Source organism: Prosthecobacter debontii (assembly GCF_900167535.1).
GTDB classification, from domain to species: domain Bacteria; phylum Verrucomicrobiota; class Verrucomicrobiia; order Verrucomicrobiales; family Verrucomicrobiaceae; genus Prosthecobacter; species Prosthecobacter debontii.
On record NZ_FUYE01000005.1, the window covers coordinates 253,652 to 278,966 of the forward strand.

Below are 25,315 nucleotides of genomic sequence, written 5' to 3' on the forward strand. Positions count from 1 at the left end.
GATGAAGGGACTTGGCAAGTCCCTCTCCTTGGGCTGAGGCTGCAAGTCCCTCTCCTTGATAACCTAGCCCTTCAGCGTCATGAGATACGCTAACAAATCCGCCACTTGTTGGTCCTGTAGGCCATCCAGAAGTCCTTCGGGCATGAGGCTGCGGCGGATGAATTGGGTATGACGCACGCCGGTTTTAGGGATGCGACGATCTGCCATTCCAGGCTGACGCACCACATAGGCCTGGGTGTCTTCATTGACGTAAAAGGCATCCAGCAGATCGCCATTGGTCATCTCCATTCGGAAGATGCGATAACCGGGTTCCATGGCCGCATTGGGGGTGAGGATATTGCGCAGCACCGCCTCCAGTCCCATGGCCCCAGCACCGCTGAGGTTGGGGCCGATCTGGCCTCCGGTGTTACCGATCTGATGGCAGGCTAGGCACAGGGCCGAGAGGGCCTTCCCAGCTTGGGCATTACCTTGAGTCGTAAGAGCGGAGTATTTGGCAAACTTCGTTTCCAAGGCCTGCGCTTGTTCTTCAGTCAGGAGGGGCGGTGTATCGAGCGTTTTGGCGAGGCGTGCACCGAGGCTAAAGCGACTCTTGGAGGTCGGATAAGCGATGTGGCCATCGTCAGCTTCGAGAGAGCGATCAAAGGTCGATCGAATCTCGGTGGCACTTCGAGCCGACTTCCAAACGCGAAACTCAGTGATCACACCCGAGGTGCCTTGATGGGGGCCGCTCCAGCCGATCTTGCAGTTTTCGAAACGGCCGGTGTGCCGACGGGAACTGGTGGCATCCAATTCACCGTTTTGATAGAGGCGGAACACACCCTCCGCATCTCGAGTCACGGCTAGATGGGTCCAGAGATCGGGCGTCATCGGTTTCTTCGAGGTGACGATGTCGTTCACACCCCCTCCGATCCAGACCCGGAATTGGGAGCGGAAGAAATTGAGATCGATCTGTCCTTGGCTGCCCAGAAGGCTGTCTTCATTGCTGATGCCGGGGGACAAACGCACCCAGGCTTCGACGGTAAACGGGCCTTCAAGATGGATCTGGCTATCCACCCAAGCGGTATCGCGACCATCCAGCAGCAAGACGTCCCGAAACACGCCGCCTAACTTCTTCTGCAACTGAGTCACGAGGGGATCATCTCCCAGCACAATGGCCAGACGTTCAACCGTGGAACCCTCAAGGTCAGACTGAGGAAGTGTCTCGTCCAAGAGACCTTGAACCACGGTCTTCGCGCCCGATTTCGAACTGGAAAGCGCTTTGAGGGCACCTCGGCGTTGAGCAGGCGTTAACGCAGGATAGAGTGACAAAAATTGCGCACCTGCTTCTTCTGAACTAGAGGCCGCCAAGGCCTCGACGGCAGCGTCCCGAAGGGCGGAGTCTGGGGGCTCTTGAGCCAGCTTGGCAAACAGTTTGACTTCGGTGCTGCGAAGGTCTCTCAGCGTGTGGAGCAGGGGGACGTCAGGTGCGCTTTTGACCCAGGTGATCAATTCGTCTTCAAGCCCCTGAAGCTGAAAACCGCTGATGAGTTGAAGAGCTAAGGACCGAGCCTCTTTGGACTGGAGCATGGCGTGAGCGGCATCCGTCAAAAAAGGCGCGAGTTGAGAAGGGTCTAACTTGGTGCGTTGAGCCAGGAGTTTTTCAGCCACCACTGCTTGCGATTTTGGCTGCGTGAGAAGTTGCCTCAAAGCCTGAGCCACCCCTTCCTCATGGGGAAATTGAGCGAGACGCAAGAGTTCTTCTTCATTGGGGGAACGATCCAAGAGCGGGAGGAGACGCGCAACGCGTGCAGCGCTGGCTTTGGGTTCAAGCGCTAACGCCGCAAGTAAACGTGCTTCAAGGGGGACTTTCGAAGCCGCCTCTGAGTCGAGAAACGCAGCGACGACATCCGGCTGTTTCTCCAAGAACATGCGGACAAGGAAACGTTCGAACTCCCGATCATAAGCCTCACGGATGGGCAGTAACTGCTTGCTGCGTGAGGAGGGCGCTAAGGGGCCGGGGAGGCTAGGCTTGGCGAAGGCGAGAAGCTTGATCATGTTTTCCTCAGTAAGCTCGCCAGCATACTCTCGGATCTGACGTGTAGCGGCAGGAGCCGCATAGTCAGACACAGCCCAATGAGTGGCGGGCAATGCTTTTCGATCCGCTAACGTCTGCCAAGCCATGTGCATTCGACCAATGGGCTTTTGTCCGAGCATCGGGATGAGTGCATCGGTGCTGAGTTGAGTGAAGTCGGGGATGGGCCTTGAGGCTTTTTTCGGGACGATCCTCCAGATGCGGCCTCGGGTCTTGTCCCGGTCAGGGTGCGAGCGGGGAACTTCGTTGTGGGAGATGATTTTGTTATACCAATCCACGATGTAGATGCAGCCATCGGGGCCGTTGGTGAGTCCCACGGGGCGGAAAAAGGGATCATCGCAGGTGATGAGGTCGGGGAGTTGTTCGAGCTTCCAATACGCACCATCACGATGCATGGCGAGAGTTTGGACCTTGGAGGTGATCGGATTGGCCACGGCCATGATATGGGCGGCCTTGGCATCTCGGAGGGGACCGCTTTCAATCAGAGCTAGGCCACTCAGTCCAGTGCCGCCCATGCGGAACTCAGCTTGAGGGGGGAACGCTGGTTGGTAGCTCTTTTTGAGGGCTTCCATCCCACCTGGGTAATAGGCGTATTCATGGAAAGGCATGATGGGATAGCCATAGTCGTTGGCCTCCTGGATGAACGCTTCGCCTTCGCCAGTGATCGCTAAGCCCCAAATGTTGTTAGGTCCCACGCTGGTGACTTCGAATTGGCTGCCGTCAGGTCGCATGCGGGCCATGCCGCACTTGGGGTAATCCACGATCTCATTGCTGCCGGGTTTATGGACCTGGCTGTTATTGAACAAGCCCTGAGCCATCCAGATCCAGCCACCTGGGGCGCGGGTGAATTGATGCGGGAAGAGATGGGAGTCTTGCACCCCGAAACCTGTTAGGACCACCTCATGAGTGTCGGCTTGACCATCCCCATTCGTGTCTTTGAAGAGCTTGAGATCATGGCCGTGCTGGATGTAACACGTGTCCCCGTTCCCCCAGGGCAGAATGCCGAGCGGGATGGCGAGACCCTCGGCAAAGATCGTCGGATCGGTCAGTCCAGTTGAGGGAATCTTTTGGTTCAAGGCCTCACGTGGATAAACGAGGACTTTGTCCTTCCCGCGCCCCTCATAAACGGCTTCAGCAGCCGCTGGGTTTTCATTGGCATCCACGGGATACTCGAGGGCTGTCTGCGTCCACATCCGCCCACGTTGGTCAAAGTAAACACTGACGAATTTGCCCAGTCCGTCGCTCTCCTGAACAACCAGTTCGATGTCGTAACCTTCAGGGAGATGGAAGAGCTTCCGTTGTTCTTGGGCCGTTCTAGGGGTGCCTTGAATGTTGTTGTAACTGATGTCTCGTTTGGGCTGCGCGCTGCTGGCTTGCGGCTTTGGTGTTAGTGGTGGCGCGACCAGCTTGCGTGCGCCTTCAACCCCACCGAGGGATTTCCACGTGGGCGCTTGGGAAGTCGGTGGTAGTTCCTCCAGTGTGATGTCTTTCACCTGCACCAAACAGGCACCGCCACTATGAACCTGAGGACCGATCTGACCATCGAGAGCGATGTTCGAATCCGTTTCCGTGTAATCAATGGCCGCCACATCATTGATCCAGACTTGGATGCGTGTGCCTTCCGCGCGGATGCGATATTCATTCCAGCCATAGACATCCACAGCCTTGTCCAAAGCGGCTTCATCGAGAGGTTCGGCAATGACTTTGTTTCGACGAAACTCATCGTAGATCTTGCCAAACCAGCCTTGGCCGCAGTCCACTTGATACCCACTCATGTGATGCCCTCCTGGTACCCGCAGACTGCGGATCTGGATGCCGCTGTTGATCAGGCCCGTGGTTGGGTCACCACTGCATTTGATCTTCATTTTGAGATCGAAGTTTTGATAACTCCGGTTCGTGCAGATGAAGTAGTTCTGCTTGATCTTTTCCGTGGTGGACCCGCCTGTGATCATGCCATCTTCCACACGCCAGATGCTGGGGTCGTAATCCCAACCGTCGAGGGTTTTCCCATCAAAGAGAGAAACGCTCTCGGCTCTCACCATGGAGGCGAGAGTGATGAGCATGAAAAAAGAAGCGATGAAGCGCATGGTGATAAGTCATTAACGCACATCATTTCATCAGATTCGCGATTGGGCGTCCACACCTAGGTGATTGAAATGCACCCGACCCCAGACCGCCAAAGAGACTGCGACCTCCGAATCCATAGGCAAAAGAAGGTCCGTTTGCCCTGAGCCAATGGCCTGATATTCCTTTGTGACCGCATGATTGCTAAGCTTCCCTCTTTGTTACTGACTCAAATCAAACGATGGCATCAAGAGCCTCTCATCCCTGGGGCGTTGTTGCTCCTCGCGGCAGGGTCACTTGCCTTTATCGATCTGGCTGAGAGTGTCTGGGAAGAGGAACAGCATAGCTATGATCAAAAGATTCTCTTGGCCATGCGTGAGCCGGGTGATCCAGCCGACCCCATCGGCCCCAAATGGCTGGAGGAGATGGGACGGGATGTCACGGCTTTGGGTGGGTTTGCTCTGCTCACAGGGCTAACCGTCGCCTCGGTGGGCCTGATGCTGCTGTTAGGAAGGGCTCGACTGGCACTGCTGACAGCCGTGGCCATCACCAGTGGCATGATGCTTTCCAGCGGCTTGAAAAACTTGTTTGATCGTCCGCGTCCAGACCTCGTTCCTCACGGTGTTTGGGTATCGAGCGCGAGCTTTCCCAGCGGTCATGCGATGATGTCAGCTCTCGTTTACCTGACGTTGGGGGTGCTGCTGGCACGGACACAGTCTTCGGTTCGGGTGCGGCTTTATATCATCACATTATCGGTCGTCATCACCCTCGGGGTGGGGATCAGTCGCGTTTATCTCGGGGTACATTGGCCCACGGATGTGCTGGCGGGTTGGATCGTGGGTGGTTTGTGGGCACTGACGTTTGGACTTCTCGCATTGCTGTTAAAACCCAAATCCAAAGAGTCTGAAAACCTCGAATGAGGGCTCAGCCTCGGTTGCGATAATCCGAAGGGAGACAGCCCGCCCAGCGACGAAAAGCCCGGGAGAAGGCGATGGGGCTGCGATAGCCAACCTGCTGAGCGATGACTTCCTGCTTGTCGTGGGTGTTGCTAAGCAGGTTCTGCGCGGAGCGAATGCGCAAGGCAGTGAGATGGGCCATGGGACTGCGACCGAGTTCTTTCCAGCAGAGCCGACGGAAGTGCTCTTCACTGACATGCGCAGCATGGGCCAGGGAGGCGAGGGTCCAGTCTTCTGCCAAGCGTGACTCCACCTCTTCCCAGAGTCGGCGCAGACGTTCATCGCGTCGCCAGGGTTCGGCCATGCGGCGGGTATGATGCTGGAGAAGTTCGAGCCAGTGGTGCAAGGCCTTCGCATCGCGTGTGCTTTCCCATTCGGTGCGTAAGCCTAACCAAATGCGCTCCAGTTGAGAGGCATCCAGCTTTAAGCGAACGGGAGATGCTGCACTGACTAAGGGGGTGACGAATGCTGGTTCCTCATACCGCACCCAGAGAAACTGCCAGACTTTGCCGGGCAGTGCCTGGAAGGCGTTGGGAACTCGTGGGGGAGCCATGCAGACGGTGCCTGGGCCGATACGATGCCAGCGGCCATCCAGGAGGACCTGGGCGTGGCCGCGGAGGCAGATCATAATGAAGCTGCCGCTGGGATTGAGCCGCACTCGAGTGTAAGGGGCCACGGCCTCGTCAATGCCAAGACGGGCAATGCGGTGCGTGCTCAGGGCAGGGTGATCGGCAGCCTCGAGGACCCAGCGTGTGGTCTTGGGACCATCGCAGGTGGTTTCGATCAAAGCTGGAGGGGGCGTGGTCATCAATCGAGGATGAAAACCGTGGCCCCGCGTGCGCCATGGGCACCGATGACGAGGCATTGTTCGATATCGGCGGTCTTCGATGGACCTGCCAGGAACAGGCCGAAGCCCGTCTCGATGGAGCCGATGCGTTGGTAAGCTTGGTGCATGGTGGAAACAAGTTCCCGTGCCTTTAAAACAAGGAAGAGGTGCTCGGCGATGAAGGGGAGAACACGATGCGGGCCGAGCTCCGTTTCATCCAGCCAGACCGCTCCATTTTCACACACGCCAAAGCGTGCCGGGAGGATCGCCGTATGAATGCCATCCAGCAGGTGCGGATCGTGGATGGCAGAGAGATCCACGGTGCCGGGAAGCTCGACCACTCGTGAGGCGGTGGAGGCCTGCGCAGGCACGTTTTCACTCAGCCACGCGGCGGCTTCGGAGAAGCTGCGACCTCGGATGACTTGAGCGCCGATCAGATCCAGTGTGGCGATGAATTCAGCTAAGGAGGGGGTAGTGTTGAGATCAAAGCTTGGAGTCGTCTTGACCTCATGAGGAGGATGGCGGTGTGCCCTCACATCTTGAGCCTGACGCACGGCATGGAGAATGGTGGTTCGACTCATGGGGTGGGCGTGGGTCCTTTTGGGACAGGATTAACACGATTTTCAGAATTAACAGGAGTCTTGTTCGATTGGTTGTTATACCAGTGCCTGAAAGACTCTTGAGGTGGCTCGGGAAGATCTCGGTGTTGAGTCCAGGGGTCCAGCTTCAGCAGGTTGGCGAGCGGGAGTCCCTTGCGGGCTAGCCAGCCGCTGAAGCGGAAGAGAAGCGGGCGTTGGATGATCCACGCCATGACCTGCATGGACAGGGTTTTCCACGCAGGCTGGAGCCCGGCTTGGCTGATCTCCTGCCGCCATTTCAGGAGTTGCGTGTGGATGTCAATTTTGACCGGGCAGACATTCGAGCATGAACCGCAGAGGGTTGAGGCAAAGGGCATGCTGCTGTGGGCGGCTTTATCCACATTCGGCGCGAGGATGCTGCCGATCGGGCCGGCGATGAAGTAGCTGTAACTGTAACCGCCACTGCGCCGATACACCGGGCAGGTATTGAAACAAGCCGCACAACGAATGCAGGCCAGGGATTGGTGAAAGTCGGGGCGTGCGAGCTGTCGGCTGCGTCCGTTGTCCACCAGCACCAGATGCATTTCCTGACCCAGACGAGGCTTGAGGAAATGCGAACTGAAGACGGTGCTGGGTTGACCGGTGGCACTGCGTGCAAGCAGGCGGAGAAACACACCCAGGTCTTTTTGTTTGGGGATGATCTTTTCGATGCCCATGCAGGCGATGTGGACCGGGGCGAGATGCGCTCCCATATCGGCATTGCCTTCATTGGTGCAGACCACAAAGCCGCCTGTTTCCGCCACGGCAAAGTTCACGCCCGTCAGCGCTGCATCGGCCGTGAGGAAGTGACTGCGCAAATGCTGGCGCGCGGCTTCGGTGAGTTGCTGGGCATCATCGAGGCCTGCGGAGGTGCCTAGATGCTCATGAAAAACTTCCCCTACCTCGGCCCGCTTCAAATGAATGGCGGGCATGACGATGTGGCTCGGTGATTTCTGCTGAAGCTGCACGATGCGCTCGCCCAGATCGGTATCAATCACCTCGATGCCATGCTGCTGAAGGTAGGGATTGAGGTGGCATTCCTCCGTGAGCATGGATTTGCTCTTCACGAGCTTGTTTACGTGGTGTCGCTTCAGGATGCTGTGGACGATGCGATTATGCTCATCCCCATCCGCAGCCCAATGCACGTGAATGCCGTTGGCTTCGGCTTTGTCGGCAAACTCTTCCAAGTAATCCGCGAGATGAGCCAGCGTGTGTTTTTTGATCTGCGAGGCCGCTTCGCGGAGCTGCTCCCATTCTGGAACTCGCGCAGCCATGCGGTCACGCTTGCTCCGCACCATCCACAGCGTCTGATCATGCCACGCCGCACGCTCAGGATCGCGCAGGAAATCTCGGGCTGCGGAAGGATGATTCATGGGTGAAGCAAATATGATTAGCTAATTAAAACGACCGCGATCGATGCCAATAAGAGGGCCAAAAAACCAGCCGAGGAGAAGGTGCTTATCCTTGAAAATCGCCTCATACGAGTGAGCTCGTTGATTGGAAGGTCTTCTGCGACAAGATCGATCAATGGTCGATGAATCCATTGATTGTAAAGATTGGTTCGGGCGACTGAGCCGCTCACGGTTTTGAATGGCATCTTAGGTTGCCAAAAAAATCCAATGGGTTTACCAAGCTTAATCCAGCGTTCGGGGTGGTGCTGGGCAAGCTTGCGTAGTGCTGAATCAAAGGCGAGAAAGCTCAGAACAACGAAGGCAAAGCCCACCGCCCCACTGACAAAGACACACTGAACGAGCAGTTTAATGTACATGGTGCTAAGAGAGGTGAGATAAGCATTCCGTGCCTGCCAAGATTTCCGCGATGTGCATCACTTTCACCTGTGGAGCTTCGCGGGCTAGCAGTCCACCGAGGTGCATGAGGCAGGACATGTCGGCACTGGTGATGACCTCGGCACCGTTGCGGATGTGATCGTGGATGCGGTCGCGGCCCATGGACGTAGAGACATCGCTTTCAAAGACTGAGAAAGTGCCGCCAAAGCCACAGCATTCATCGCAGCGATCCAGCGGCACGAGTTCCAACTCAGACACCATTTGGAGAAGCTGTGCGGGTTTGGAGAAGGCAGGCACTATGCACTCACTGGCTCGCCCAAGCCCCAGCCCGCGCAGGCCATGGCAGCTCTGATGCAAACCAACCCGATGAGGAAAGCGTGTGGGTAGAGACTTCACTTGGACGATGTCATGCAGGAACTCACACAGCTCATGCACCCGATGAGCGAGGGGAGAGTGCTGCGCTTCCAGCCTCTCTTTGAGGTGCAGCACACAACTGCCCGATGGGCTGACGATGTGATCGAATCGAGCATACTCCAGGGCGAAGTCCGTGACGCAGCCCGCCCCCAGGTGAGCATAGCCGGAGTTGGCCATCGGTTGCCCACAGCATGACGGGCGTTCTGGCACGGCCACTTGATAACCGAGCTCCGTCAACAGCTTCCATGTGGCCTTACCCACTTGCGGGTAGAGTTGGTCAATGTAGCAGGGAATGAACAGGCCCAGAGTCATGCGATCAGACATTTACGCCAAAGCGTGCGTGAGCCTAGCAAGGCAGCACGCACGCTGTCATGACTGAAATGCACATGCACTCAAGTTTGCTCTGAACGACCGGATCGGGAGATGAGCAGTGCGGCCGTGATGCCAAGACCTGCGGTGATGAACCAAAGCCAACCAGGATTGATTTCATAAAGCTGCATGGATAGCACCGAGGTGACGATGCCACCCGCTGACCACGCAAAGCTCAAGAAGCCCGCATACCGTCCCCGCATATCTTCAGGGGCGAGGCTGGCTGCATAAGCTTGCTGGCGGGAGAAGGAGCACATTTCCCCCAGCGTGAAGACGATCATCATGACGATGAAGATCAGTAAGCTGCCTCCCACCTGGAAAAACAGAAACGCGCCCCCCATGAGCACATAGCCGAGGCCGAGCATCGTCTTCACGGGCCAGACTCGCGTGAAGGAGGCGAGAGGGATTTCCAGCAGACAGATCATGAGGCCATTCATGGCCAGCACGAGCCCGCACCACGTCATGGGTAAACCGCTACGCTCAAAGTGCAGCGGGAAGCTGGTGGAGGTTTGTCTGAAGACCCACGCGACACAGAGGCACGCGGCGGCTAAGGCGAGAAAGGATGGATTTTGCCGAATGGAGACCAGGGCAGGTCTCCAGCCCGCCTTATGGGCTTCTGTGCGCCTACCACGAGGAAGGCTCGTCCAGGCGATCATGCCGAAGAAAGCCGAGGTGGCGGCATCCACGACGAAGAGCCAGAAAAACGAACTCTCGGCGAGTAAACCCGCCACAGCAGGGCCTACGGACCAGCCGAGATTCACGGCGAAGCGATGCACAGCAAAGGCCAAAACGCGTTTGTCTGTGGGGACGAGGTCTTGAATCAAGGCACTACCCGCAGGTTGTCCGGATTCGCCGATGAGACCGGTGGCGAAAGCGATGACCGACAGCACCCTCCAATCGCTGGCTTGAGACAAGGTCATCATGCAGACGGCGCTGCCGAAGGAGGCTAAGGCGAGCGTGATGTTGCGCCCGAGACGGTCAGCCAGCCATCCTCCGAGAATAGCGGCCCCAAAAGAGCCGGTGGAGTAAGCCGCGACTGCTAGACCCGCTTCGGTGGCGGTGTTGCCATTGCGGGTGATGAAGATGGTGAGGAAGGGCCAGACGAAAAGCCCGAACCGATTCACGAAGGTGGCCCCGATGAGAATCCAAAAAGGCCTGGGTAAGGTGCGAAGTTGCGCGAGATAGGGGAACATGGTTGGTGCGCGTCGAGCAGGCACCGCACGCGCAGCGGTGGTCTAACAAACTAAGAAGGTGATGAAGGCGGTAACGGCGGGAGGGTGGAAAAGCCCTGTCGTTTGGTGGAGTTGGTATGGACGAGAGGATTGATGCGGAGTTTGTTAGTCATGGGGGATGTGTTCATGGGATTGGAAGGGGGGAATGGAGCGCAGGCGTCTCGCCTACTGTTTCCTGCATCCTCGCAGGAAACCGTTGAGTGAGGTGGATTTGAGAGTGGTTTCGGTGATTGATTGGACGGTCTTCGGCGGGACGCCAAAGACAGCACGCGAGACGCGTGCGCTCCAAATACAAAAAACGGGCCGGACTCTCGCGAGCCGGCCCGTTGTGGGTTTGAAAGGGGTGCTGTGTTCTAAAGAATTACAGGCCTTTGCTCACGATGTATTTCACTAGGTCAACGACGCGGTTGGAGTAACCCCACTCGTTGTCATACCAGGACACCAGTTTGAAGAACTTGCTGTTCAGCTCGATGCCGGAACCCGCGTCGAAGACGGAACTGCTGGAGTCGTGGATGAAGTCGGTGCTGACCACTTCGTCCTTGGTCCAGCCCAGGATACCCTTGAGGTAGGTCTCGCTGGCGTTCTTCATAGCCGCGCTGATTTCCTTGTAGCTGGTTTCCTTCACGGTCTTCACGGTGAGGTCCACCACGGAGACGGTTGGGGTTGGCACGCGGAAGGACATACCGGTCAGCTTGCCCTTCACTTCAGGGATCGCCAGACCCACAGCCTTGGCGGCGCCAGTGCTGCTTGGGATGATGTTGATGGCGGCGGAGCGGCCACCTTTCCAGTCTTTGGCGCTTGGGCCGTCCACGGTCTTCTGGGTGGCGGTGTAGCTGTGGATGGTGGTCATCAGACCTTCTTCCACGCCGAAACCTTCTTTCAGCAACACGTGCACGACAGGAGCCAAGCAGTTGGTGGTGCAGGAAGCGTTGGAGATCACGTGGTGAGTGGCAGGATCATACTTCTCATGGTTCACGCCCATGACGATGGTGATGTCCTCTTCCTTACCAGGAGCGGAGATGATGACTTTCTTAGCGCCAGCGTCGATGTGACCCTGAGCCTTGCTGCGCTCGGTGAAGAGACCGGTGGACTCGATGACGATGTCCACGCCGAGTTCTTTCCATGGCAGGGCGGAAGGACCCGCACGCACGGCGAGGCACTTGATCTCATGACCGTCCACGACCAGGATGTCGTCTTCAGCCAGTTCAGGGCTGCTCTTCTTGGAGGAAACTTCTTCCTTCGCTTTCCCCTGAGTGGAGTCATACTTGACCAGGTAGGCCAGGTTGTCAGCAGGCACGAGGTCGTTCACGGCGACGACTTCGATCTCCTTGCCCAGGAGGCCCTGATCACAGATTGCGCGAAACACGAGGCGGCCGATGCGCCCGAAACCATTGATGCCGATTTTGACCATTTGAGTGTGAGTGGGATTTACGAATGCCCGTCGCAGCAGAAAGCGCGCCGGAGATTCTGGATAGTGCAGGGAAGGGGGGGCGTCAACTGGCGGTTACGCCAGGGAAGGGGCGGGGGGGGGTAAAAATAGGCTGTTCCGATTGATCCTTTCTGGAGGAGAAATCCGCAGGAATGGGAGCATGAACTTCATCGAATCACCGCCATTGAATGAGATTGTGTTGGCCAGGATCTGTTTTGCTATGGCGATTGCCGTATGGGCCTTGTTCACCGTCGTGTGGGCGGCTTTGCTCTTTTTGTTTCGAGAGTTTGACCTTTACTTTGGCCTTTTTGCGGGCCTGGGTGGCATTTATACCCTGGGGTCTTTTTGGGTGCTGGGAGCCCGTTTTCCATCTGCACTGTTGGCTATGTTTGGTGGGGTTCTTAGCCTCCTAGGATGGTTAGCTGCTTTGCCGATGCTTCGTTTCCAAAATCCTGAGTGGCTAGTCGGACTTGGGTTTCTGAGCTTTGTCTGGGTGCGATCCGTATTTGCCGTTTATCGTGCTGAGAAAGCACGAGGGTTGAATTCGAAAGGGCACTGAGCGGCGGGAAAGATCAGATTTGACGGCTACGTTTGGTTTCCGGTCATGAAAATGGAGCTTACTCGATACAAAAAACGGCTTCTAAGATATGAACTGGGCATTTACCGGAGTCGGACGCTGGCACTGGTGATCTTCATTTTGTCAGCGCTCGTTCTCTTGGCTCAGTTGTTGGAGGTGCAGGCGTTTGAGGGCAGCTCTATGACTCTGCCCATCGCAATCCTTTTTCTGTCCGTCTTTTCATATTCTTATCACTACGCTCAGGCTCAGCATCTGAAGAGATTGCAGAACCTGGAATGATCCACCACACTCACCCAATGCGATTCTTTCAAAACACACGGGTTGCCCTGGCGGTATTGTTTGTGACGAGTTTCCTCTCCCTTTCTGCCGCAGAACCCGCTCTGGAACTCCAAGGCACGGATGGTCAGATGCACACGCCTCTAGTCGCCGGGGATAAAAAAGCTGTCGTCCTGTTTTTTGTCTCGCCCTTCTGCTCCACCACCCGCCCTTTCATGAAGGAGATCAATGCCATCGCGGCGGACTATGCGGATCGCGCGGCGGTTTCTCTGATCCATTCCGACAGTGAAATCACCGTCGAAGTCGCCCTCCAGCATGCGGACATGAACGAGGTGAAAGCCCCCGTGCTGGTGGATAAGGATCAAAAGCTCGCCAAACTGGTGAAAGCCACGATCACTCCCGAGGCGGTGGTGCTTTCACCCACGGGCGAGGTGCTTTATCAAGGTCGGATCAATGACCTCTATCTCGGCCCCACTAAGCGTCAGCGTGCCGCCACGACGAAAGATCTTCGCCATGCTCTGGATGCCATCCTGGCTGGTAACCCAGTGCCTCAGCCACAAATGGAGGCCCAGGGGTGTAAGATTGGTGGGTTAAAGTAATCAGGTTTCTTCAGGGCTTCGTCCACATTGTCCGCTATGACGCCCCTTCGTTTTCCAGAACACCGCACCTTGGGGGATGATGTAGGTGACCTCGCCAACGGTCCCAGCGGCGGTCGGGGGACGATGTATCTGGCCGGAATCGGACTGGCGCTGATTCCAGTGATTTACGGATGGGTCTGTCTGGAACGTGGCTGGACACCGCTTTTCGGTAGCCGCAGTCCCTCCATGCTTTTGCGTGGCGCGGAGGCTCAAGCTTTGGCCGTGGCCTACATCGCCCTTGGAGCTTTTGCCCACTTCCACTGGTTTTGGGCGCTTCACCCCCGCCTCTACCGCTACAGCCAGCCCCTGAAGAAACTAGCTCTCGTGGTCTTTCTGATTCCCTTTCTGTGGGTGATCTGGCAGGTCGTCAGTTGGTCTTTTCCTGCCTAGGCTCGGGTAGCCTTGACCGAGATCAGATATTTTGACCACGCTTCTTGAGCCAAGCTTTGGCAGAGTCGGCCATGGTGACCATCGCGGCTCCCAGCATGATGGCATCTTTGAGGACTAGGCGACCGCGTCCACTGAGATAAGGAAATCCATGTTCGCTATCGCCTAGCGCAGGCACCCAGGTCTCTGGGGTTGTGATTAGAAAAGACAGGGTGACCAAAGACATGATTACGACCAAGAAGCTGCCCAGAGTGGCGATTCCTGGCAGCCAGGGATGCAGGCAGAGCATCAAGCCATAAAGAACAATGACTGCCCCCAGGCCATATGAGAAGGCATAAGTGCCGTTATCCTCGTGCCATTGCCGATTGGCCGGGACCAGTTGCCCTTCCGCATTCATATGGGTCTTGTATTCCGGCGCGGGATGCTTGTAAAGAAAGCTCATCAGCGGGCTATTGGCGACAAAAGGCACGATGCCATCGGCTTCATATTTATAGATCTTTAAACCGCCAATCCAGAGCAGAACGACAACCAACCCCAGCCGAGTGACTGCCATACCAAGACGATCTGTTTGAGCTGCCAGAGAGAAAATTTGGGTTTGATTCATACTCGTCCCTACATTCGAATCGAATGCGATAAAATGGACGCAAGCCGTCAGTCCATGGACAGATTTCTCCCGCCACGGATGGCCGTTTCAAACTCTCGGAAGGCCTTGGGGGACAGACCTGTCTCTTGTTTGAAAACTCGGCTGAAATAGAGCTCGTCAGAAAATCCGGCTTCCGCTGCTACTTCCTTCACCGGACGCAGCGTGTGCAGGAGTTGCCACTTGGCATGCTGGAGTGTGCGTTCACGGATTAGATCCGTCAGTGTCTTGCCCAGATGTGTTTTCACCAGCTTGCCGAGGGCTTTCAAGGAGATGTGCAGCCTCTGGGCATAGTCTGCAGGGCCTAAACGCTCTTTGAAATGGCGTTCAATGAGGTCGGTCAGTTCCATCAAGAGGACAGGTTTTGAGGCGGGCTCAATCAAGTCTGTGGCCTGACGTTGCGACTCCAGTTTGAGCCGAGTCGCCTTGATCAGCAGGACCTTGAGATAAGAAACCAAAATCTCCGAATGGGCCAACCCGCTCACTTGCAGTTCCTGGCGCATCTGCTGGAGAAGGTTTTGGATCTCCATCGAGAAAGCCTCGTCAGGCTGGACCAGCGGGATGTTATTGAGATCGTTAAAAAGCACCCCATTGCAGCCCACCTCATGATGGTAGGTCTCGATGCAAAAGAAATTGGCGTGGAAGAGGATCACCTGTCCCTCAAGCAGGGGGGAGGATTCGATGAAAAGCGTCTGATAGGGAGAGCCAAAAAGTAAAACAGGGCCCTCAAAGGCATATGAATCCAATCCCCGATGGAAAACACCTCGCCCTGCGGGAATCCAGAGGATGGTGAAACAATTGCTCCGGCTAGGGTGATGACGCTCCGGGGTCAGATCTCCCACCGATAGCGCCAGCTGCCCACGCGTGGGGTCAAACAAACGCAGGGGGATTTCGCCAGACAGCCTTTTTCGTCTCATGAAGTATCAAGGTAACTCGGTTGGAGGATTCACAGAGCCATCTTCCCACTCCTCCCCATACGCGACATAGCCTTTGGATAGATGGAACGATCTTGACGTTTCTGCGTCTTTCCTGCGAAGCTTTGAGATATGCTTTTCCCCCGCCGCCGCTTTCTCGGTGTCACCGTTGCAGCCAGCACTGCGGCACTGGCGGGTTGTCGGCGTGAGTCGGCGATTGCGCCGGGGCAGAGTTTCACCGTGGCGGATCTGGTGGAGCAGATCGGTGCTGGGAATCTCAGCCCCAATCGAGTGGTGGAGCATTACCTCGCCCGCATCACTGCCATTGACCAATCCGGTCCGCGTCTGCGTGCCGTGATCGAGGTGAACCCTGCGGCTCGTGCGACACCCCAGCGCGGTCCGTTGCATGGGGTGCCCATTCTGATCAAGGACAACATCGAGACCGCCGATGCCATGGAGACGACGGCTGGTTCTTTGGCTTTGTTAGGCGCTGAGAAACCGGCGGTCGATGCCACGGTGGTTCAGCGTCTGCGGCTGGCGGGGGCGGTGATTTTGGGTAAAACGAACCTCAGTGAGTGGGCCAACATCCGCTCTCCCAACTCCACCAGCGGCTGGAGTGCTCGGGGTGGTTTGACCCTGAATCCGCACAATCTCGCTCACACCCCTAGCGGCTCCAGCAGCGGTTCTGCGGCTGCGGTCGCGGCGGGACTTTGCGCGGCCGCCATCGGCACGGAGACGAATGGGTCCATTGTCAGCCCGGCAGCCGCTTGTGGCATTGTGGGGCTCAAGCCGACGCTTGGCCTCATCAGTCGCGCGGGCATCATCCCCATCAGTCACTGGCAGGATACCCCCGGGCCGATGACCCAGACCGTCCGGGATGCGGCCCTTCTGCTGAACATCCTAGCTGGGACCGATGGGCGTGATCCGGCCACGGCCCAGGCGGCGAGTCACCTCGCGCGCGACTACGCCTTTCATCTCTCCCCTCAGGGTTTGAAGGGGAAACGACTGGGCATTCTGCGTTCTCCCAGCACCACGAATCGCGATGTGCTGAAGCTCTTTCAGGGGACCGTGAGCCTGCTCCGCGAAGCCGGGGCTGAGGTGGTGGATGAGGTGACTTTGCCGCATAACCGGGAGGCTTCCGCCGCCGCTTGGCGGGCTCTGCTCACCGAGTTTCGCCAGGACCTCAATGCCTACCTTGCAACTCGTCGAAGCGCAGTCACTTCGCTGGCCGATCTCATCGCTTACAATGAGGAACATCAGCAGCAGGAGATGCCGCACTTCAACCAAGAGTTCTTCATCGAGGCCGAAAGCCGCAATACCCCTGAACTCATCGCCGAAGCTGCTGAACTGCGTCAGCTCGCCCAGACCCTCGCCGGTCCCGAAGGTCTGGAAACCGCTTTCAAAAAGGACAAGCTCGATGCCCTCATCTGCCCTACCAACGACCCCGCAGGGCGCACCGACCTCGGTCTTGGCGATGCCCGTAGCCACGTCTTCAGCTCCGCCCCAGCCATCGCGGGATTCCCGCACCTCACCGTGCCGATGGGGCTGGTGAATGATCTCCCCGTCGGTCTGTCGTTCGTCGGCCCTGCGTGGTCAGAGGGACTGCTGCTCCAGCTCGGCCATGCCTTCGAAAGCGTGCGGGTGTATCAGCCGACGGTGCTGTTTGGGTAACCGCGAACCGCAAATGGAGTCGGCTTACAACTCAGGCAGGGCGGGCAGACCATTCCTATAGATGTCGTTCACGTCCTTGGGGAGGATGGTGCGGAAGGTCATCTCATAGCTCGGCTTGGGAATGAACTTGGGGTCCTGGGCTTTCTTTTTGAGAAGCAGCCAGGCGAAGTCCACCAGCATGGGCTGGTAAACGGTGGCGTCGATTTGCCCGTCGTCCACGAGGGTGGTGCCGCCTTGGGGACCGCGGAAACCGTTGATGCCGATGATCATCAGGTCGTTGCGCCGATCTTTTAAGGCCTCTGCGGCACCCAGCGCCATGAGATCATCTTGGGCGAAGACGATGTCAAAAGTGTGCTGGAGACGTAGGGCATCCTGGGCGCGTTCTTGACCGCCTTTTTGGGTCCAATCACCAGGGGCGTCGTGCACGAGAATGACTCCGGGGGCTGCTGTGAGCGCACTTTCGAAACCCTCATGCAGGTGTTGGCAGTCCGGCGTTTGTTCGTCCCCACGGATTTCAACCACGCGACCGACCGTCTCGGTTTGACCCGATTCCTGGGCTTTGGCCTGGAGGGCGGCGATGACGAGTTCACCCACTTTTTGACCGAGCTTTTTTTGGTCGGTGTAAAGGTAGGTGCGGCAGTCCAGGTCGGCACTGTCTTGGCCCAAGCCGATCACCAAAATCCCGGCCTCTTCAGCCATTCGGACTTGTCCTTGCAGATCCTTTGGCTGGAGCGGATCCAGCAAGATGGCAAAGGGCTTGGCAGCGATGGCCGCTTGGAGTTGGCCGCCCTGCAGAGCTGCATCCAACCCAGCGTCTTGAATATCGAGTTCAAAGCCAGCATTCCCTCCCATGAGCTGGGTCAGCAGCAGGCGCTGCCCGATTTCAAAGGAGCGATTTCCGCGAGCAGAGAGGAAAACGACTTTCTCAGGTTCCTCAATGACGGTGTAGGAAGGGCCGGTGCGGTCACAGCCTGCCAGCATGGCCAGGGTGGACAAGGCAAGGGCAGACCAGACACGACGAGAAACCTTCATCTTCATAGCAGATAGACAGGGCGAAAGATCAACGGCGGCTCAGGCGATAGAACAACCAGCCCCCCATGCCCATGAAAAGGACATTGGGTGCCCACATGATGAGGTGAGGCATGGCAGAGGGTTTATCATTCAGCGTATCTGCCAAGATGATGAAGACGAGGTAAACCGTCGCCGTGACGAGGCTGAGGGCAAAGCCTGTGGATGTCTCGCGGCGTTGGGCGGTGACGCCTAGCGGGATGCCGACGAGGGCAAAGGTGATGCAGGCCAGGGAAAAGCTGTAGCGCTTGCTCAGTTCCGTGAGGGAGCGGCTCATATCCTTCTCTTCCATCTTTTTACCCGTGGCTCCATCCACTCCGTCTGAGATCTCCTGCCAGAGCATGCCGGTGGATTTCATGCTGGCATTGACCTTCACAGTGTCTTCTTTCAGACGAGACAGGGGGAAGAGCATTGCAGTCTTGCCAGCATTGACGAACTCCACCTTATCCACCGTGCGTTCGGGGGTGTAGGTGATGTTTTCGATCTCTGCCCCTTCCAGGTGCATGATGATATCCAGCACTCCCGGCTGCATCTCCAGGGTTGCGCGCTCGGCATGGATGATGCGTTTGGCGAGGCGGCCTTCCACTTCCACGATTTCCAGCCCGTGCAGAACGTTGCCATCCCGCTTGGTGGTGTGGATGCGGAAACCGGGAACCTTATCCAGCACTCGGCCTTCCTGGAAAAGTGCGGAAGGATTGTCCAGAGCCACGGCGAAGAACATGCGCTTGATGCGGTCCTTGGCCATGGGGGAGACCGAGACGTTGACCCAATAGCAAATGGCAGATAGGGCAAAGGCTAGGGCAAAGACCGAGGCGCAGATGCGGGACATGGACCAGCCCGTCATCCTGAGAGAGACGAGCTCGTTATCCGCCGAGAGGCGACCAAAGACCAGCAGGATGCCCGTGAGAAACGCCCAGGGGATGGTGAAAATGAGCGAGAAGGGGATGACGAGAGAGATGAACTCCAGGATGAATCCCAGTGGCAACTGGGTGTCTCCCAAGAGCTCATCCAGCTTTTTATAGACGTTTCCCAGCACCATCACGCCGCTGAGCAGCAAGACGCCCATCAGCGTCGCCGAGAGAACCTGCTTGCCCAAATAACGGTCAAAAATTCGCACCACCATGTGGCTTGCAGACTAGCGGCCTTGCTGCATCAGGCAAGAAGTGAATCAGGGTCTCAGCGCAACTCTGAAAAGCCGCAGAATACCGACGATTCGACGGGTGGACGGGCAGGCAGCGGGGTGTCATGGTCCAAAAACTCTCGGCACAGAGCAAAGAAATCCGGCTCAGTGGTGACGCGACGGATTCGATACTCCAGTTCTCCCTCTGCGATGCCCGTGGTGATGAAGACCATGTAACGCTTCATTTTCTGCACGTGCAGATCGGCTTGGAAATGAGGGTTAAAGGCTGCCGTCATGTCATAGAGGGCCTGGATATAGTCCAGCATGTCGCGCCCGGTTTTGGGTCGAGATTCTCTCCCTTCCCAGTGATTGCGTAGATGCTCAAAGAGCCAAGGGTGGCGGATGGCTCCCCGGCCCAGCATGAGACCTGCAGCCTCGGTTTGGCGGAGGTAGGCAAGTCCGGTCGGCACATCCACGACATTGCCATTGGCGATCACAGGGCAGGGCATCGAGCGCACCGCCATGGCCACGCACTCGGGGTGAACCGGGGTTTTATAGGCATCTCGAACCGTCCGCCCATGGACCGTGAGGCCATTGATTGAGTGCTTTTGGAAGACCTCCAAAAGGCGTGGGAACTCGGCCTTATCGGTGAAACCGATTCGGCATTTCACGGTAAATCGGCCCTGAATAGTGTCCCGAAGCGCGCGCAAAATTTCATCCACGCGCTCAGGTTGGCGGAGCAGACCACCTCCTGCGTCCTTGCGGCAGACGACTGGGGCCGGGCAGCCCAGATTGAGATCGATGCCCGCTATAGGGAGCTTTTCGAGCAGCTTCGCATTTCTGACCAAGGCGGGAATGTCTTGGCCGATCATTTGGGCGATCACCGGAATCCCGGTATCGTTCTCCGTGATGGATTTGAGAATGAGCCCGTCTGGTTTGGAGTCTGGAGTGATGCGGAAATACTCCGTGACGAACCAATCTGGCCCACCATACCGGGCGATCAGCCGCATGAAAGGCAGATCGGTCACATCCTGCATGGGAGCGAGGACGAGAGCTGGACGGTGAGAGGGAAGGAGATCGCGCACGAGGGGAACGCCTTGCTCTGGGTCGTGCCGGGCGTCAAGTGGCGGAGGCGAGTTTGCGAAAGGGGAGGCTGACAAATGGAAATCCCGTCTTGCCAGGTTCACCTGTCAGGACTTTACTCCGGGCTTCTTAAAGCCAGCACCAACCTCGGAATTTATTTATTGTGTCATCAGCCCGCTCGATTCTCGTCACCGGAGGCACCGGTTCTTTCGGTCAGAAATGCATCGCCACTTTGCTGGCCGATCCAGAAGTTAAGCGCATCGTCATTTATTCCCGTGACGAACTGAAGCAGTTCGAGATGAGCCAGAAGTTCACAGACCCACGTCTGCGTTTCTTTTTAGGTGATGTGCGTGACCGGGCTCGCCTCTGCCGTGCCTTGGAGGGCGTGGATACGGTGATTCATGCAGCGGCACTCAAGCAGGTGCCTGCAGCGGAATACAATCCGATGGAGTTCATCAAGACCAACGTCTTGGGTGCGGAAAATTTGATTGAGGCCTGTATGGATACGGGCGTTCGAAATGTCGTGGCTCTTTCGACCGATAAGGCGGCGGCTCCGATCAACCTCTACGGTGCCACCAAGCTCTGCTCGGATAAGCTTTTCATCGCAGCTAACAATGTTAAAGGCAGCCGGGATATCCGCTTCAGCGTGGTTCGCTATGGCAATGTGATGGGGTCTCGCGGTTCAGTCATCCCGTTCTTCTTGGATCGTCGTAAGACTGGAATCCTGCCAATCACGGATTTGGCGATGACCCGCTTTAACATTACTCTTCAGGAAGGCGTTGAATTGGTTCAGTATGCCTTGGAGCGCGCGCTCGGCGGCGAAATCTTCGTGCCTAAAATCCCCAGCTATCGCATCACGGATGTGGCTGAGGCGATCGGGCCAAACTGTGAAAAACCCGTCGTGGGTATCCGCCCTGGCGAGAAAATCCATGAGGAGATGGTGACTTCGACCGATGCTCTGCAAACGATCATGACGGATCGTCATTACATCATCGTGCCTAGTGGCAAGATGGGCTTGGAGGCGACCTTGAAAAAATTCTCGGAGCATCACCAAGGCAGACCCGTGGCAGCAGACTTTGCCTATAATTCAGGCACAAATACGGAGTGGCTGACCGTGTCTGAAATCCGGACATTGATTCGTCAGCACGTCGATTCTTCCTTTGATTTGACCTGATCGAGTTGCGCTCATGAGCACCCCGTTTCTTCCTTATGGGCGTCAATCGCTGGACGAGGCAGACATCGCTGCCGTTGTTGAGGTTTTAAAGTCAGATTTTTTGACTCAAGGCCCGGCGATTTCCAGGTTTGAGCGTGCGGTAGCAGACTGGTGTGGTGCCAAGCACGGCATCGCTCTAGCGAATGGGACTGCAACCCTGCATTGTGCAGCGAAAGCCCTGGGACTTGGTCATGGTGATGTGTTGTGGACCTCGCCGATCACCTTTGTGGCGTCGGCCAATGCTGGCCGTTACTGTGGTGCCAAGGTGGATTTTGTTGATGTGGATGCTGGCACTGCGTGCATGAGTGTGGAGCGGCTTGCAGAAAAATTGCGGCAGGCCGAGAAAAACGGCACGCTCCCTAAAGTCGTCGTGCCAGTGCATTTCGCCGGGCAATCTTGTGACATGCCTCAGATCCATGCGCTCGGGCAGAAATACGGCTTTCGTATCCTAGAAGACGCCGCCCATGCGTTAGGCGGTGATTACCTCGGTGAGCGCATCGGTAATTGTCGTTGGTCAGATGCGGCGTCGCATAGCTTCCATCCGGTCAAAATCGTGACTAGCGGCGAAGGCGGGATGATCACGACCAATGATGATGAATTGGCTTGGCGGATTGGCACGCTGCGAACGCATGGGATCACTCGCGATGCGGACCGAATGATCGGGGAAAGTGATGGCCCTTGGTATTATCAACAGCTTGAGTTGGGGTTTAACTATCGCATGACCGACATCCAGGCGGCTCTCGGGGCTAGTCAAATGGCTAAACTGGATGCCTTTGCCGTTCGTCGTCGGCAGATCGCTGATCTCTACGATCAGGCTCTGGCTGGCATGCCCCTGCGCCCCTTGGCTAGGGATACACAGGGAGTGAGCGGTTGGCACCTCTACATGATCCGGCTGAATTTGGAGGAAATTCTCCCGCTGACCCGCAGGCAGGTGTTTGAGCGGTTACGGGGGCTGGGAATCGGAGTCAATGTTCATTACATACCTGTGCATCTTCAGCCGGACTACCTGAAGTTAGGGTTTAAGCAGGGTGATTTCCCTGAGGCGGAAAAATACTACGAAGAATGCATCACGCTTCCCATGTTCCCTGCCATGAACGATGCTGACGTTGCTCGTGTCAGAGATGCACTGGCAAAAGCCCTGAATCTGTAATGTTAGGTGATTGCTTCACCTTGCGGAGGGGCAGTGCAGCACGGTTGACAAGGTATCAGCCCTCCCAGAGTAGTGGCCACTGGATTTCATGATGTCACGCTACCCGCTTGAGTTACCCTTTCGAGGCGAACGTTCTTACTTACATGGCACAGACCTCTATCAAAGTGTGGTTGGTGCTGTGGGAGACGATCTTCCTCAGGGGCCTTTTTCCATGATGTTCCATTCATTGCTGCGGCAGGCTCCGGATCTCATTTGCTCGCGGGAGAGCTTGCGCCAATGGCGTGAGGATCCTGCTTTTCGTGGGGAACTTCGCTTCGGCAGTGCCGAGAACACGCTGCATGCTGTTTTACTGGAGAGCGACCGTCCCGTCACTGAGCGCAAGCTCTGCAATGAGAATGAGGTGGCCGCTGCTGCCGAGGTGGATGAGTCGGCTAAAACCGCGAAACTACTTCATCCGAGAATCGGGGTGCCAATCGAGCAAGTGGTCTTTCTCAACAAGCATCTCCATCTGAAACTGTTGCCGCACCTGAGTCCGAAGTGGCTTTTTGCAAGGTTGGAGCTCGAGTCAAGCTTGCCCCCAGTCTGCGCTGACTCGCTCGAAGTGGTGCTCAAGCAAGTCTTGGGGAACCGCTTTACGCGCAGTGATATTTTGCTGGACGGTAAACGCTACGGCACCATTTCCTTTTCCACCCCTCAATGAGTTCTTCCGTTCGTCTCACTCAAATCGCCTCTTATATTCCTGAAGGACGTGTGGACACGCGAGATCGGGGGAAGCGCTTTGATTATGGAGATGATTTTTTAGAGGGGAAGCTGGGCACGACATCCCTCGCCGCTAAGGCACCTGATGAACAGGCTTCCGACCTTTGTGTCAAAGCTGCACGAGCCCTCGAAGGTCAAGGTGGAATGATTGAGGGAGTCGGGGTTGTGATTGTATGCACTCAGACCCCAGATCATCACGGGATTCCTCATACGTCCGCTGTAGTCCATGCCAAGTTAGGGCTGCCGGATAACTGTGCTTGTTTCGATATCTCTCTCGGTTGCTCCGGCTATGTTTACGGACTGTCCGTGGCCATCTCCTTCATGCAGGCTCATGGGATCCAACGAGGCCTATTTTTCACGAGTGACCCTTATTCAGTGATCATTGATCCAGCGGATCAAGCCACCTCATTGCTGTTCGGAGATGCTGCGACGGTGAGCCTCTTGGAGGCGGGGCAGGGTGGCTGGGAAGTCCGAGATGTGCTTTTTGGAACTCAAGGTAAAGGAGGGGCGGCGATCAATAACCGCGAAGGCAAATTGGCTATGAATGGGCGTGATGTGTTTAACTTTGCCATGTTGACGGTGCCGAAACAGATCAGCGCCCTCCTGGCGCGGCAAGAATTGACCTTGGATGCTGTGGATCGCGTGGTTTTGCACCAGGGCAGTCGATACATCGTCGATAAGCTGAGGGAGCGTCTGAAATTGCCTGAAGAGAAAGTCCCAGTGCATCTTTCAGGAATCGGAAATACGGTTTCTTCCGCTATTCCGTTAACGCTAGAAGCAGTATTGAAAAGCCACCAAGATCAGCGCATTTTGATTTCTGGCTTTGGTGTCGGCCTTTCTTACGCTACAGCCTTGTTGGAGCGTTGCTCCTGACTTTTCTTTTTTCCATGAGTGATACTCTGAATTCTGTTGTAGCCATCATCCGCGAAGCTGTTCCTGGTGCTGAAATCAATCCGGAAGCGGATGGAGATCGGTCGTTCAAAGAGCTTGGGATCGATTCTCTCGATAAAATGTCCTTGCTCCTTGGGATTCAGGAAAAATGGAACCTCGAATTTACGGAGCAGGAAATTGCCGAACTGAACAGTATCAACGACATTTGCCGCAAGGTAGGATGACTCGGGGAGTTGGAGGGTTGAAGAGTCCAGGTTTTAGCTTTTTTGTGAGTATTGATGTTCAGCGGCCTACGGGCTCATTCTAGTTTGCCACCATGTTTATCGCCGAAGTTTCAAGCAATCATCATCAGGATCTCGAACGTTGTCTTCAATTCGTAGATTGTGCCGCTCAAGTCGGATGCTCTTCAGCGAAATTCCAGCTTTTCAAGATTGATGAGCTTTTCACTGCCGATGTGTTAGCGACTCGGCCAGGGCACCGTGAGCGGCGGAAGTGGGAGTTGCCCGTCTCCTTTTTGAAACCTTTAGCGGATCGAAGCCACGAACTTGGGATCCAATTTTCGGCGACGCCTTTTTACCTCAAAGCTGTCGAAGAATTAGAACCCTACGTGGACTTCTACAAAGTAGCTTCCTACGAATTGCTGTGGTCGGATTTGCTGGCTGAATGTGCCCGTACGGGTAAGCCGGTCATCTTATCGACAGGTATGGCGACCATGAATGAAATTGCGGTGGCTGTCGAGGTATTGCGTGGCAATGGCTGTAAGGATCTTACCTTGCTCCACTGCACTTCGAGTTATCCGACACCTCCTGCTGAATGCAATCTGGCAGCCATTCAGACCATGCGAGATACCTTTGGCTGCCAAGTCGGTTGGTCAGATCATACCGTCAATCCTGGGGTGATCTCGCGGGCGATTCATCGTTGGGGAGCGACGGCTGTCGAATTCCATCTGGATCTGGATGGCAAAGGGGCCGAGTATGCCGCCGGGCATTGCTGGCTGCCGGAGCAAATCAAAGCCGTGATTCGTGACACCAAGGACGCCTTCATTGCGGATGGAAGTGGCGTGAAGGAACCTGCTGCTATCGAACTGGTCGAGCGGGATTGGCGTGCTGATCCGAGTGATGGGCTGCGCCCCACAGTGAAGATTCGAGGTCTCGTTTAACTGT

The 25,315-nt window shown here is 56.3% G+C and carries 24 protein-coding genes; 11 read left to right on the top strand and 13 right to left on the bottom strand.

Translation table 11 applies throughout. The features are described 5' to 3' along the window. Nucleotides 1-63 precede the first annotated feature (63 nt). Complete coding sequence (locus tag B5D61_RS09685) at nt 64-4,158, bottom strand: DUF7133 domain-containing protein (RefSeq protein ID WP_078813139.1); 4,095 nt, start codon at nt 4,156-4,158, stop codon at nt 64-66. A 174-nt stretch (nt 4,159-4,332) separates the two neighbouring features. On the opposite strand from B5D61_RS09685, the gene B5D61_RS09690 reads away from it, so the two are divergent. Continuing rightward, nucleotides 4,333-5,055, top strand: coding sequence for a phosphatase PAP2 family protein (locus tag B5D61_RS09690; RefSeq protein ID WP_078813140.1), 723 nt, complete (start codon nt 4,333-4,335; stop codon nt 5,053-5,055). A gap of 4 nt (nt 5,056-5,059) precedes the next feature. On the opposite strand, the gene B5D61_RS09695 is transcribed toward B5D61_RS09690, so the two are convergent. The 7 genes from B5D61_RS09695 to gap all read right to left on the bottom strand — a co-directional run bounded on the left by B5D61_RS09695 (nt 5,060) and on the right by gap (nt 11,747). After that, a complete protein-coding gene (locus B5D61_RS09695) occupies nt 5,060-5,899 on the bottom strand; it encodes an AraC family transcriptional regulator (protein ID WP_078813141.1) in 840 nt (279 codons plus the stop codon). Next, nucleotides 5,899-6,498, bottom strand: coding sequence for a LutC/YkgG family protein (locus B5D61_RS09700; RefSeq protein WP_078813142.1), 600 nt, complete (start codon nt 6,496-6,498; stop codon nt 5,899-5,901). Before B5D61_RS09700 ends, B5D61_RS09695 begins: the two co-directional genes overlap by 1 nt. Beyond that, a complete protein-coding gene (locus B5D61_RS09705) occupies nt 6,495-7,907 on the bottom strand; it encodes a lactate utilization protein B (protein ID WP_078813143.1) in 1,413 nt (470 codons plus the stop codon). Before B5D61_RS09705 ends, B5D61_RS09700 begins: the two co-directional genes overlap by 4 nt. Nucleotides 7,908-7,924: 17 nt before the next feature. After that, nucleotides 7,925-8,302, bottom strand: coding sequence for a hypothetical protein (locus B5D61_RS09710; protein ID WP_078813144.1), 378 nt, complete (start codon nt 8,300-8,302; stop codon nt 7,925-7,927). A 4-nt stretch (nt 8,303-8,306) separates the two neighbouring features. Next, entirely contained in the window at nt 8,307-9,047 is a 741-nt protein-coding gene (locus B5D61_RS09715) for a (Fe-S)-binding protein (RefSeq protein WP_078813311.1), read from the bottom strand. Nucleotides 9,048-9,127: 80 nt separating this feature from the next. Then, nucleotides 9,128-10,297, bottom strand: coding sequence for an MFS transporter (locus B5D61_RS09720; protein ID WP_078813145.1), 1,170 nt, complete (start codon nt 10,295-10,297; stop codon nt 9,128-9,130). 400 nt (nt 10,298-10,697) lie between these two features. Further along, the gene (gap, locus tag B5D61_RS09725) at nt 10,698-11,747 is read right to left on the bottom strand and encodes a type I glyceraldehyde-3-phosphate dehydrogenase (protein WP_078813146.1); all 1,050 of its coding nucleotides are present in this window, start codon (nt 11,745-11,747) and stop codon (nt 10,698-10,700) included. Nucleotides 11,748-11,925: 178 nt separating this feature from the next. Between gap and B5D61_RS09730 the strand changes: the two genes are divergently transcribed. The 3 genes from B5D61_RS09730 to B5D61_RS09745 all read left to right on the top strand — a co-directional run bounded on the left by B5D61_RS09730 (nt 11,926) and on the right by B5D61_RS09745 (nt 13,646). Continuing rightward, nucleotides 11,926-12,324, top strand: coding sequence for a hypothetical protein (locus B5D61_RS09730; RefSeq protein WP_078813147.1), 399 nt, complete (start codon nt 11,926-11,928; stop codon nt 12,322-12,324). Between the two features lie 314 nt (nt 12,325-12,638). Next, nucleotides 12,639-13,217, top strand: coding sequence for a redoxin domain-containing protein (locus B5D61_RS09740; protein WP_176159330.1), 579 nt, complete (start codon nt 12,639-12,641; stop codon nt 13,215-13,217). Nucleotides 13,218-13,253: 36 nt separating this feature from the next. Next, a complete protein-coding gene (locus tag B5D61_RS09745; RefSeq protein WP_078813150.1) occupies nt 13,254-13,646 on the top strand; it encodes a hypothetical protein in 393 nt (130 codons plus the stop codon). Between the two features lie 22 nt (nt 13,647-13,668). Here B5D61_RS09745 and B5D61_RS09750 read toward each other — a convergent pair whose 3' ends face one another. Further along, entirely contained in the window at nt 13,669-14,247 is a 579-nt protein-coding gene (locus B5D61_RS09750; protein WP_078813151.1) for a DUF417 family protein, read from the bottom strand. A 47-nt stretch (nt 14,248-14,294) separates the two neighbouring features. Beyond that, the gene (locus B5D61_RS09755; protein WP_078813152.1) at nt 14,295-15,200 is read right to left on the bottom strand and encodes a helix-turn-helix transcriptional regulator; all 906 of its coding nucleotides are present in this window, start codon (nt 15,198-15,200) and stop codon (nt 14,295-14,297) included. 129 nt (nt 15,201-15,329) lie between these two features. On the opposite strand from B5D61_RS09755, the gene B5D61_RS09760 reads away from it, so the two are divergent. Further along, the gene (locus B5D61_RS09760) at nt 15,330-16,868 is read left to right on the top strand and encodes an amidase (RefSeq protein ID WP_078813154.1); all 1,539 of its coding nucleotides are present in this window, start codon (nt 15,330-15,332) and stop codon (nt 16,866-16,868) included. A gap of 24 nt (nt 16,869-16,892) precedes the next feature. On the opposite strand, the gene B5D61_RS09765 is transcribed toward B5D61_RS09760, so the two are convergent. From B5D61_RS09765 to B5D61_RS09775, 3 genes are read right to left on the bottom strand one after another with little or no spacing between them, the layout of a single operon-like run. Then, the gene (locus tag B5D61_RS09765) at nt 16,893-17,900 is read right to left on the bottom strand and encodes a sugar ABC transporter substrate-binding protein (RefSeq protein ID WP_176159331.1); all 1,008 of its coding nucleotides are present in this window, start codon (nt 17,898-17,900) and stop codon (nt 16,893-16,895) included. A gap of 28 nt (nt 17,901-17,928) precedes the next feature. Continuing rightward, entirely contained in the window at nt 17,929-19,059 is a 1,131-nt protein-coding gene (locus B5D61_RS09770; RefSeq protein WP_078813157.1) for an LptF/LptG family permease, read from the bottom strand. 53 nt (nt 19,060-19,112) lie between these two features. After that, complete coding sequence (locus B5D61_RS09775) at nt 19,113-20,141, bottom strand: tRNA dihydrouridine synthase (RefSeq protein ID WP_139373162.1); 1,029 nt, start codon at nt 20,139-20,141, stop codon at nt 19,113-19,115. A gap of 161 nt (nt 20,142-20,302) precedes the next feature. Between B5D61_RS09775 and pseB the strand changes: the two genes are divergently transcribed. The 6 genes from pseB (at nt 20,303) to B5D61_RS09805 (ending at nt 25,311) form a co-directional block, all read left to right on the top strand. Next, complete coding sequence (gene pseB, locus B5D61_RS09780) at nt 20,303-21,313, top strand: UDP-N-acetylglucosamine 4,6-dehydratase (inverting) (protein WP_217698954.1); 1,011 nt, start codon at nt 20,303-20,305, stop codon at nt 21,311-21,313. Between the two features lie 13 nt (nt 21,314-21,326). Next, nucleotides 21,327-22,502, top strand: coding sequence for a UDP-4-amino-4,6-dideoxy-N-acetyl-beta-L-altrosamine transaminase (gene pseC / locus B5D61_RS09785; protein ID WP_078813163.1), 1,176 nt, complete (start codon nt 21,327-21,329; stop codon nt 22,500-22,502). Nucleotides 22,503-22,590: 88 nt separating this feature from the next. Beyond that, a complete protein-coding gene (locus B5D61_RS09790) occupies nt 22,591-23,202 on the top strand; it encodes a hypothetical protein (RefSeq protein WP_217698955.1) in 612 nt (203 codons plus the stop codon). Further along, on the top strand, nt 23,199-24,134 hold the full coding sequence (locus tag B5D61_RS09795) for a ketoacyl-ACP synthase III (protein ID WP_078813167.1): 936 nt from the start codon (nt 23,199-23,201) through the stop codon (nt 24,132-24,134). Before B5D61_RS09790 ends, B5D61_RS09795 begins: the two co-directional genes overlap by 4 nt. A 14-nt stretch (nt 24,135-24,148) precedes the next feature. Then, a complete protein-coding gene (locus B5D61_RS09800; protein WP_139373164.1) occupies nt 24,149-24,376 on the top strand; it encodes an acyl carrier protein in 228 nt (75 codons plus the stop codon). A gap of 92 nt (nt 24,377-24,468) precedes the next feature. Further along, the gene (locus tag B5D61_RS09805) at nt 24,469-25,311 is read left to right on the top strand and encodes an N-acetylneuraminate synthase family protein (RefSeq protein ID WP_078813171.1); all 843 of its coding nucleotides are present in this window, start codon (nt 24,469-24,471) and stop codon (nt 25,309-25,311) included. The last annotated feature ends 4 nt before the right edge of the window (nt 25,312-25,315 follow it).

Excerpts from the sequence above, each read along its gene's own strand:
- B5D61_RS09685 (WP_078813139.1), bottom strand. The coding sequence starts at position 4,158 with ATGCGCTTCATCGCTTCTTTTTTCATGCTCATCACTCTCGCCTCCATG.
- B5D61_RS09690 (WP_078813140.1), top strand. The coding sequence starts at position 4,333 with ATGATTGCTAAGCTTCCCTCTTTGTTACTGACTCAAATCAAACGATGG.
- B5D61_RS09695 (WP_078813141.1), bottom strand. The coding sequence starts at position 5,899 with ATGACCACGCCCCCTCCAGCTTTGATCGAAACCACCTGCGATGGTCCC.
- B5D61_RS09700 (WP_078813142.1), bottom strand. The coding sequence starts at position 6,498 with ATGAGTCGAACCACCATTCTCCATGCCGTGCGTCAGGCTCAAGATGTG.
- B5D61_RS09705 (WP_078813143.1), bottom strand. The coding sequence starts at position 7,907 with ATGAATCATCCTTCCGCAGCCCGAGATTTCCTGCGCGATCCTGAGCGT.
- B5D61_RS09710 (WP_078813144.1), bottom strand. The coding sequence starts at position 8,302 with ATGTACATTAAACTGCTCGTTCAGTGTGTCTTTGTCAGTGGGGCGGTG.
- B5D61_RS09715 (WP_078813311.1), bottom strand. The coding sequence starts at position 9,047 with ATGACTCTGGGCCTGTTCATTCCCTGCTACATTGACCAACTCTACCCG.
- B5D61_RS09720 (WP_078813145.1), bottom strand. The coding sequence starts at position 10,297 with ATGTTCCCCTATCTCGCGCAACTTCGCACCTTACCCAGGCCTTTTTGG.
- gap (WP_078813146.1), bottom strand. The coding sequence starts at position 11,747 with ATGGTCAAAATCGGCATCAATGGTTTCGGGCGCATCGGCCGCCTCGTG.
- B5D61_RS09730 (WP_078813147.1), top strand. The coding sequence starts at position 11,926 with ATGAACTTCATCGAATCACCGCCATTGAATGAGATTGTGTTGGCCAGG.
- B5D61_RS09740 (WP_176159330.1), top strand. The coding sequence starts at position 12,639 with ATGCGATTCTTTCAAAACACACGGGTTGCCCTGGCGGTATTGTTTGTG.
- B5D61_RS09745 (WP_078813150.1), top strand. The coding sequence starts at position 13,254 with ATGACGCCCCTTCGTTTTCCAGAACACCGCACCTTGGGGGATGATGTA.
- B5D61_RS09750 (WP_078813151.1), bottom strand. The coding sequence starts at position 14,247 with ATGAATCAAACCCAAATTTTCTCTCTGGCAGCTCAAACAGATCGTCTT.
- B5D61_RS09755 (WP_078813152.1), bottom strand. The coding sequence starts at position 15,200 with ATGAGACGAAAAAGGCTGTCTGGCGAAATCCCCCTGCGTTTGTTTGAC.
- B5D61_RS09760 (WP_078813154.1), top strand. The coding sequence starts at position 15,330 with ATGCTTTTCCCCCGCCGCCGCTTTCTCGGTGTCACCGTTGCAGCCAGC.
- B5D61_RS09765 (WP_176159331.1), bottom strand. The coding sequence starts at position 17,900 with ATGAAGGTTTCTCGTCGTGTCTGGTCTGCCCTTGCCTTGTCCACCCTG.
- B5D61_RS09770 (WP_078813157.1), bottom strand. The coding sequence starts at position 19,059 with ATGGTGGTGCGAATTTTTGACCGTTATTTGGGCAAGCAGGTTCTCTCG.
- pseC (WP_078813163.1), top strand. The coding sequence starts at position 21,327 with ATGAGCACCCCGTTTCTTCCTTATGGGCGTCAATCGCTGGACGAGGCA.
- B5D61_RS09790 (WP_217698955.1), top strand. The coding sequence starts at position 22,591 with ATGATGTCACGCTACCCGCTTGAGTTACCCTTTCGAGGCGAACGTTCT.
- B5D61_RS09795 (WP_078813167.1), top strand. The coding sequence starts at position 23,199 with ATGAGTTCTTCCGTTCGTCTCACTCAAATCGCCTCTTATATTCCTGAA.
- B5D61_RS09800 (WP_139373164.1), top strand. The coding sequence starts at position 24,149 with ATGAGTGATACTCTGAATTCTGTTGTAGCCATCATCCGCGAAGCTGTT.
- B5D61_RS09805 (WP_078813171.1), top strand. The coding sequence starts at position 24,469 with ATGTTTATCGCCGAAGTTTCAAGCAATCATCATCAGGATCTCGAACGT.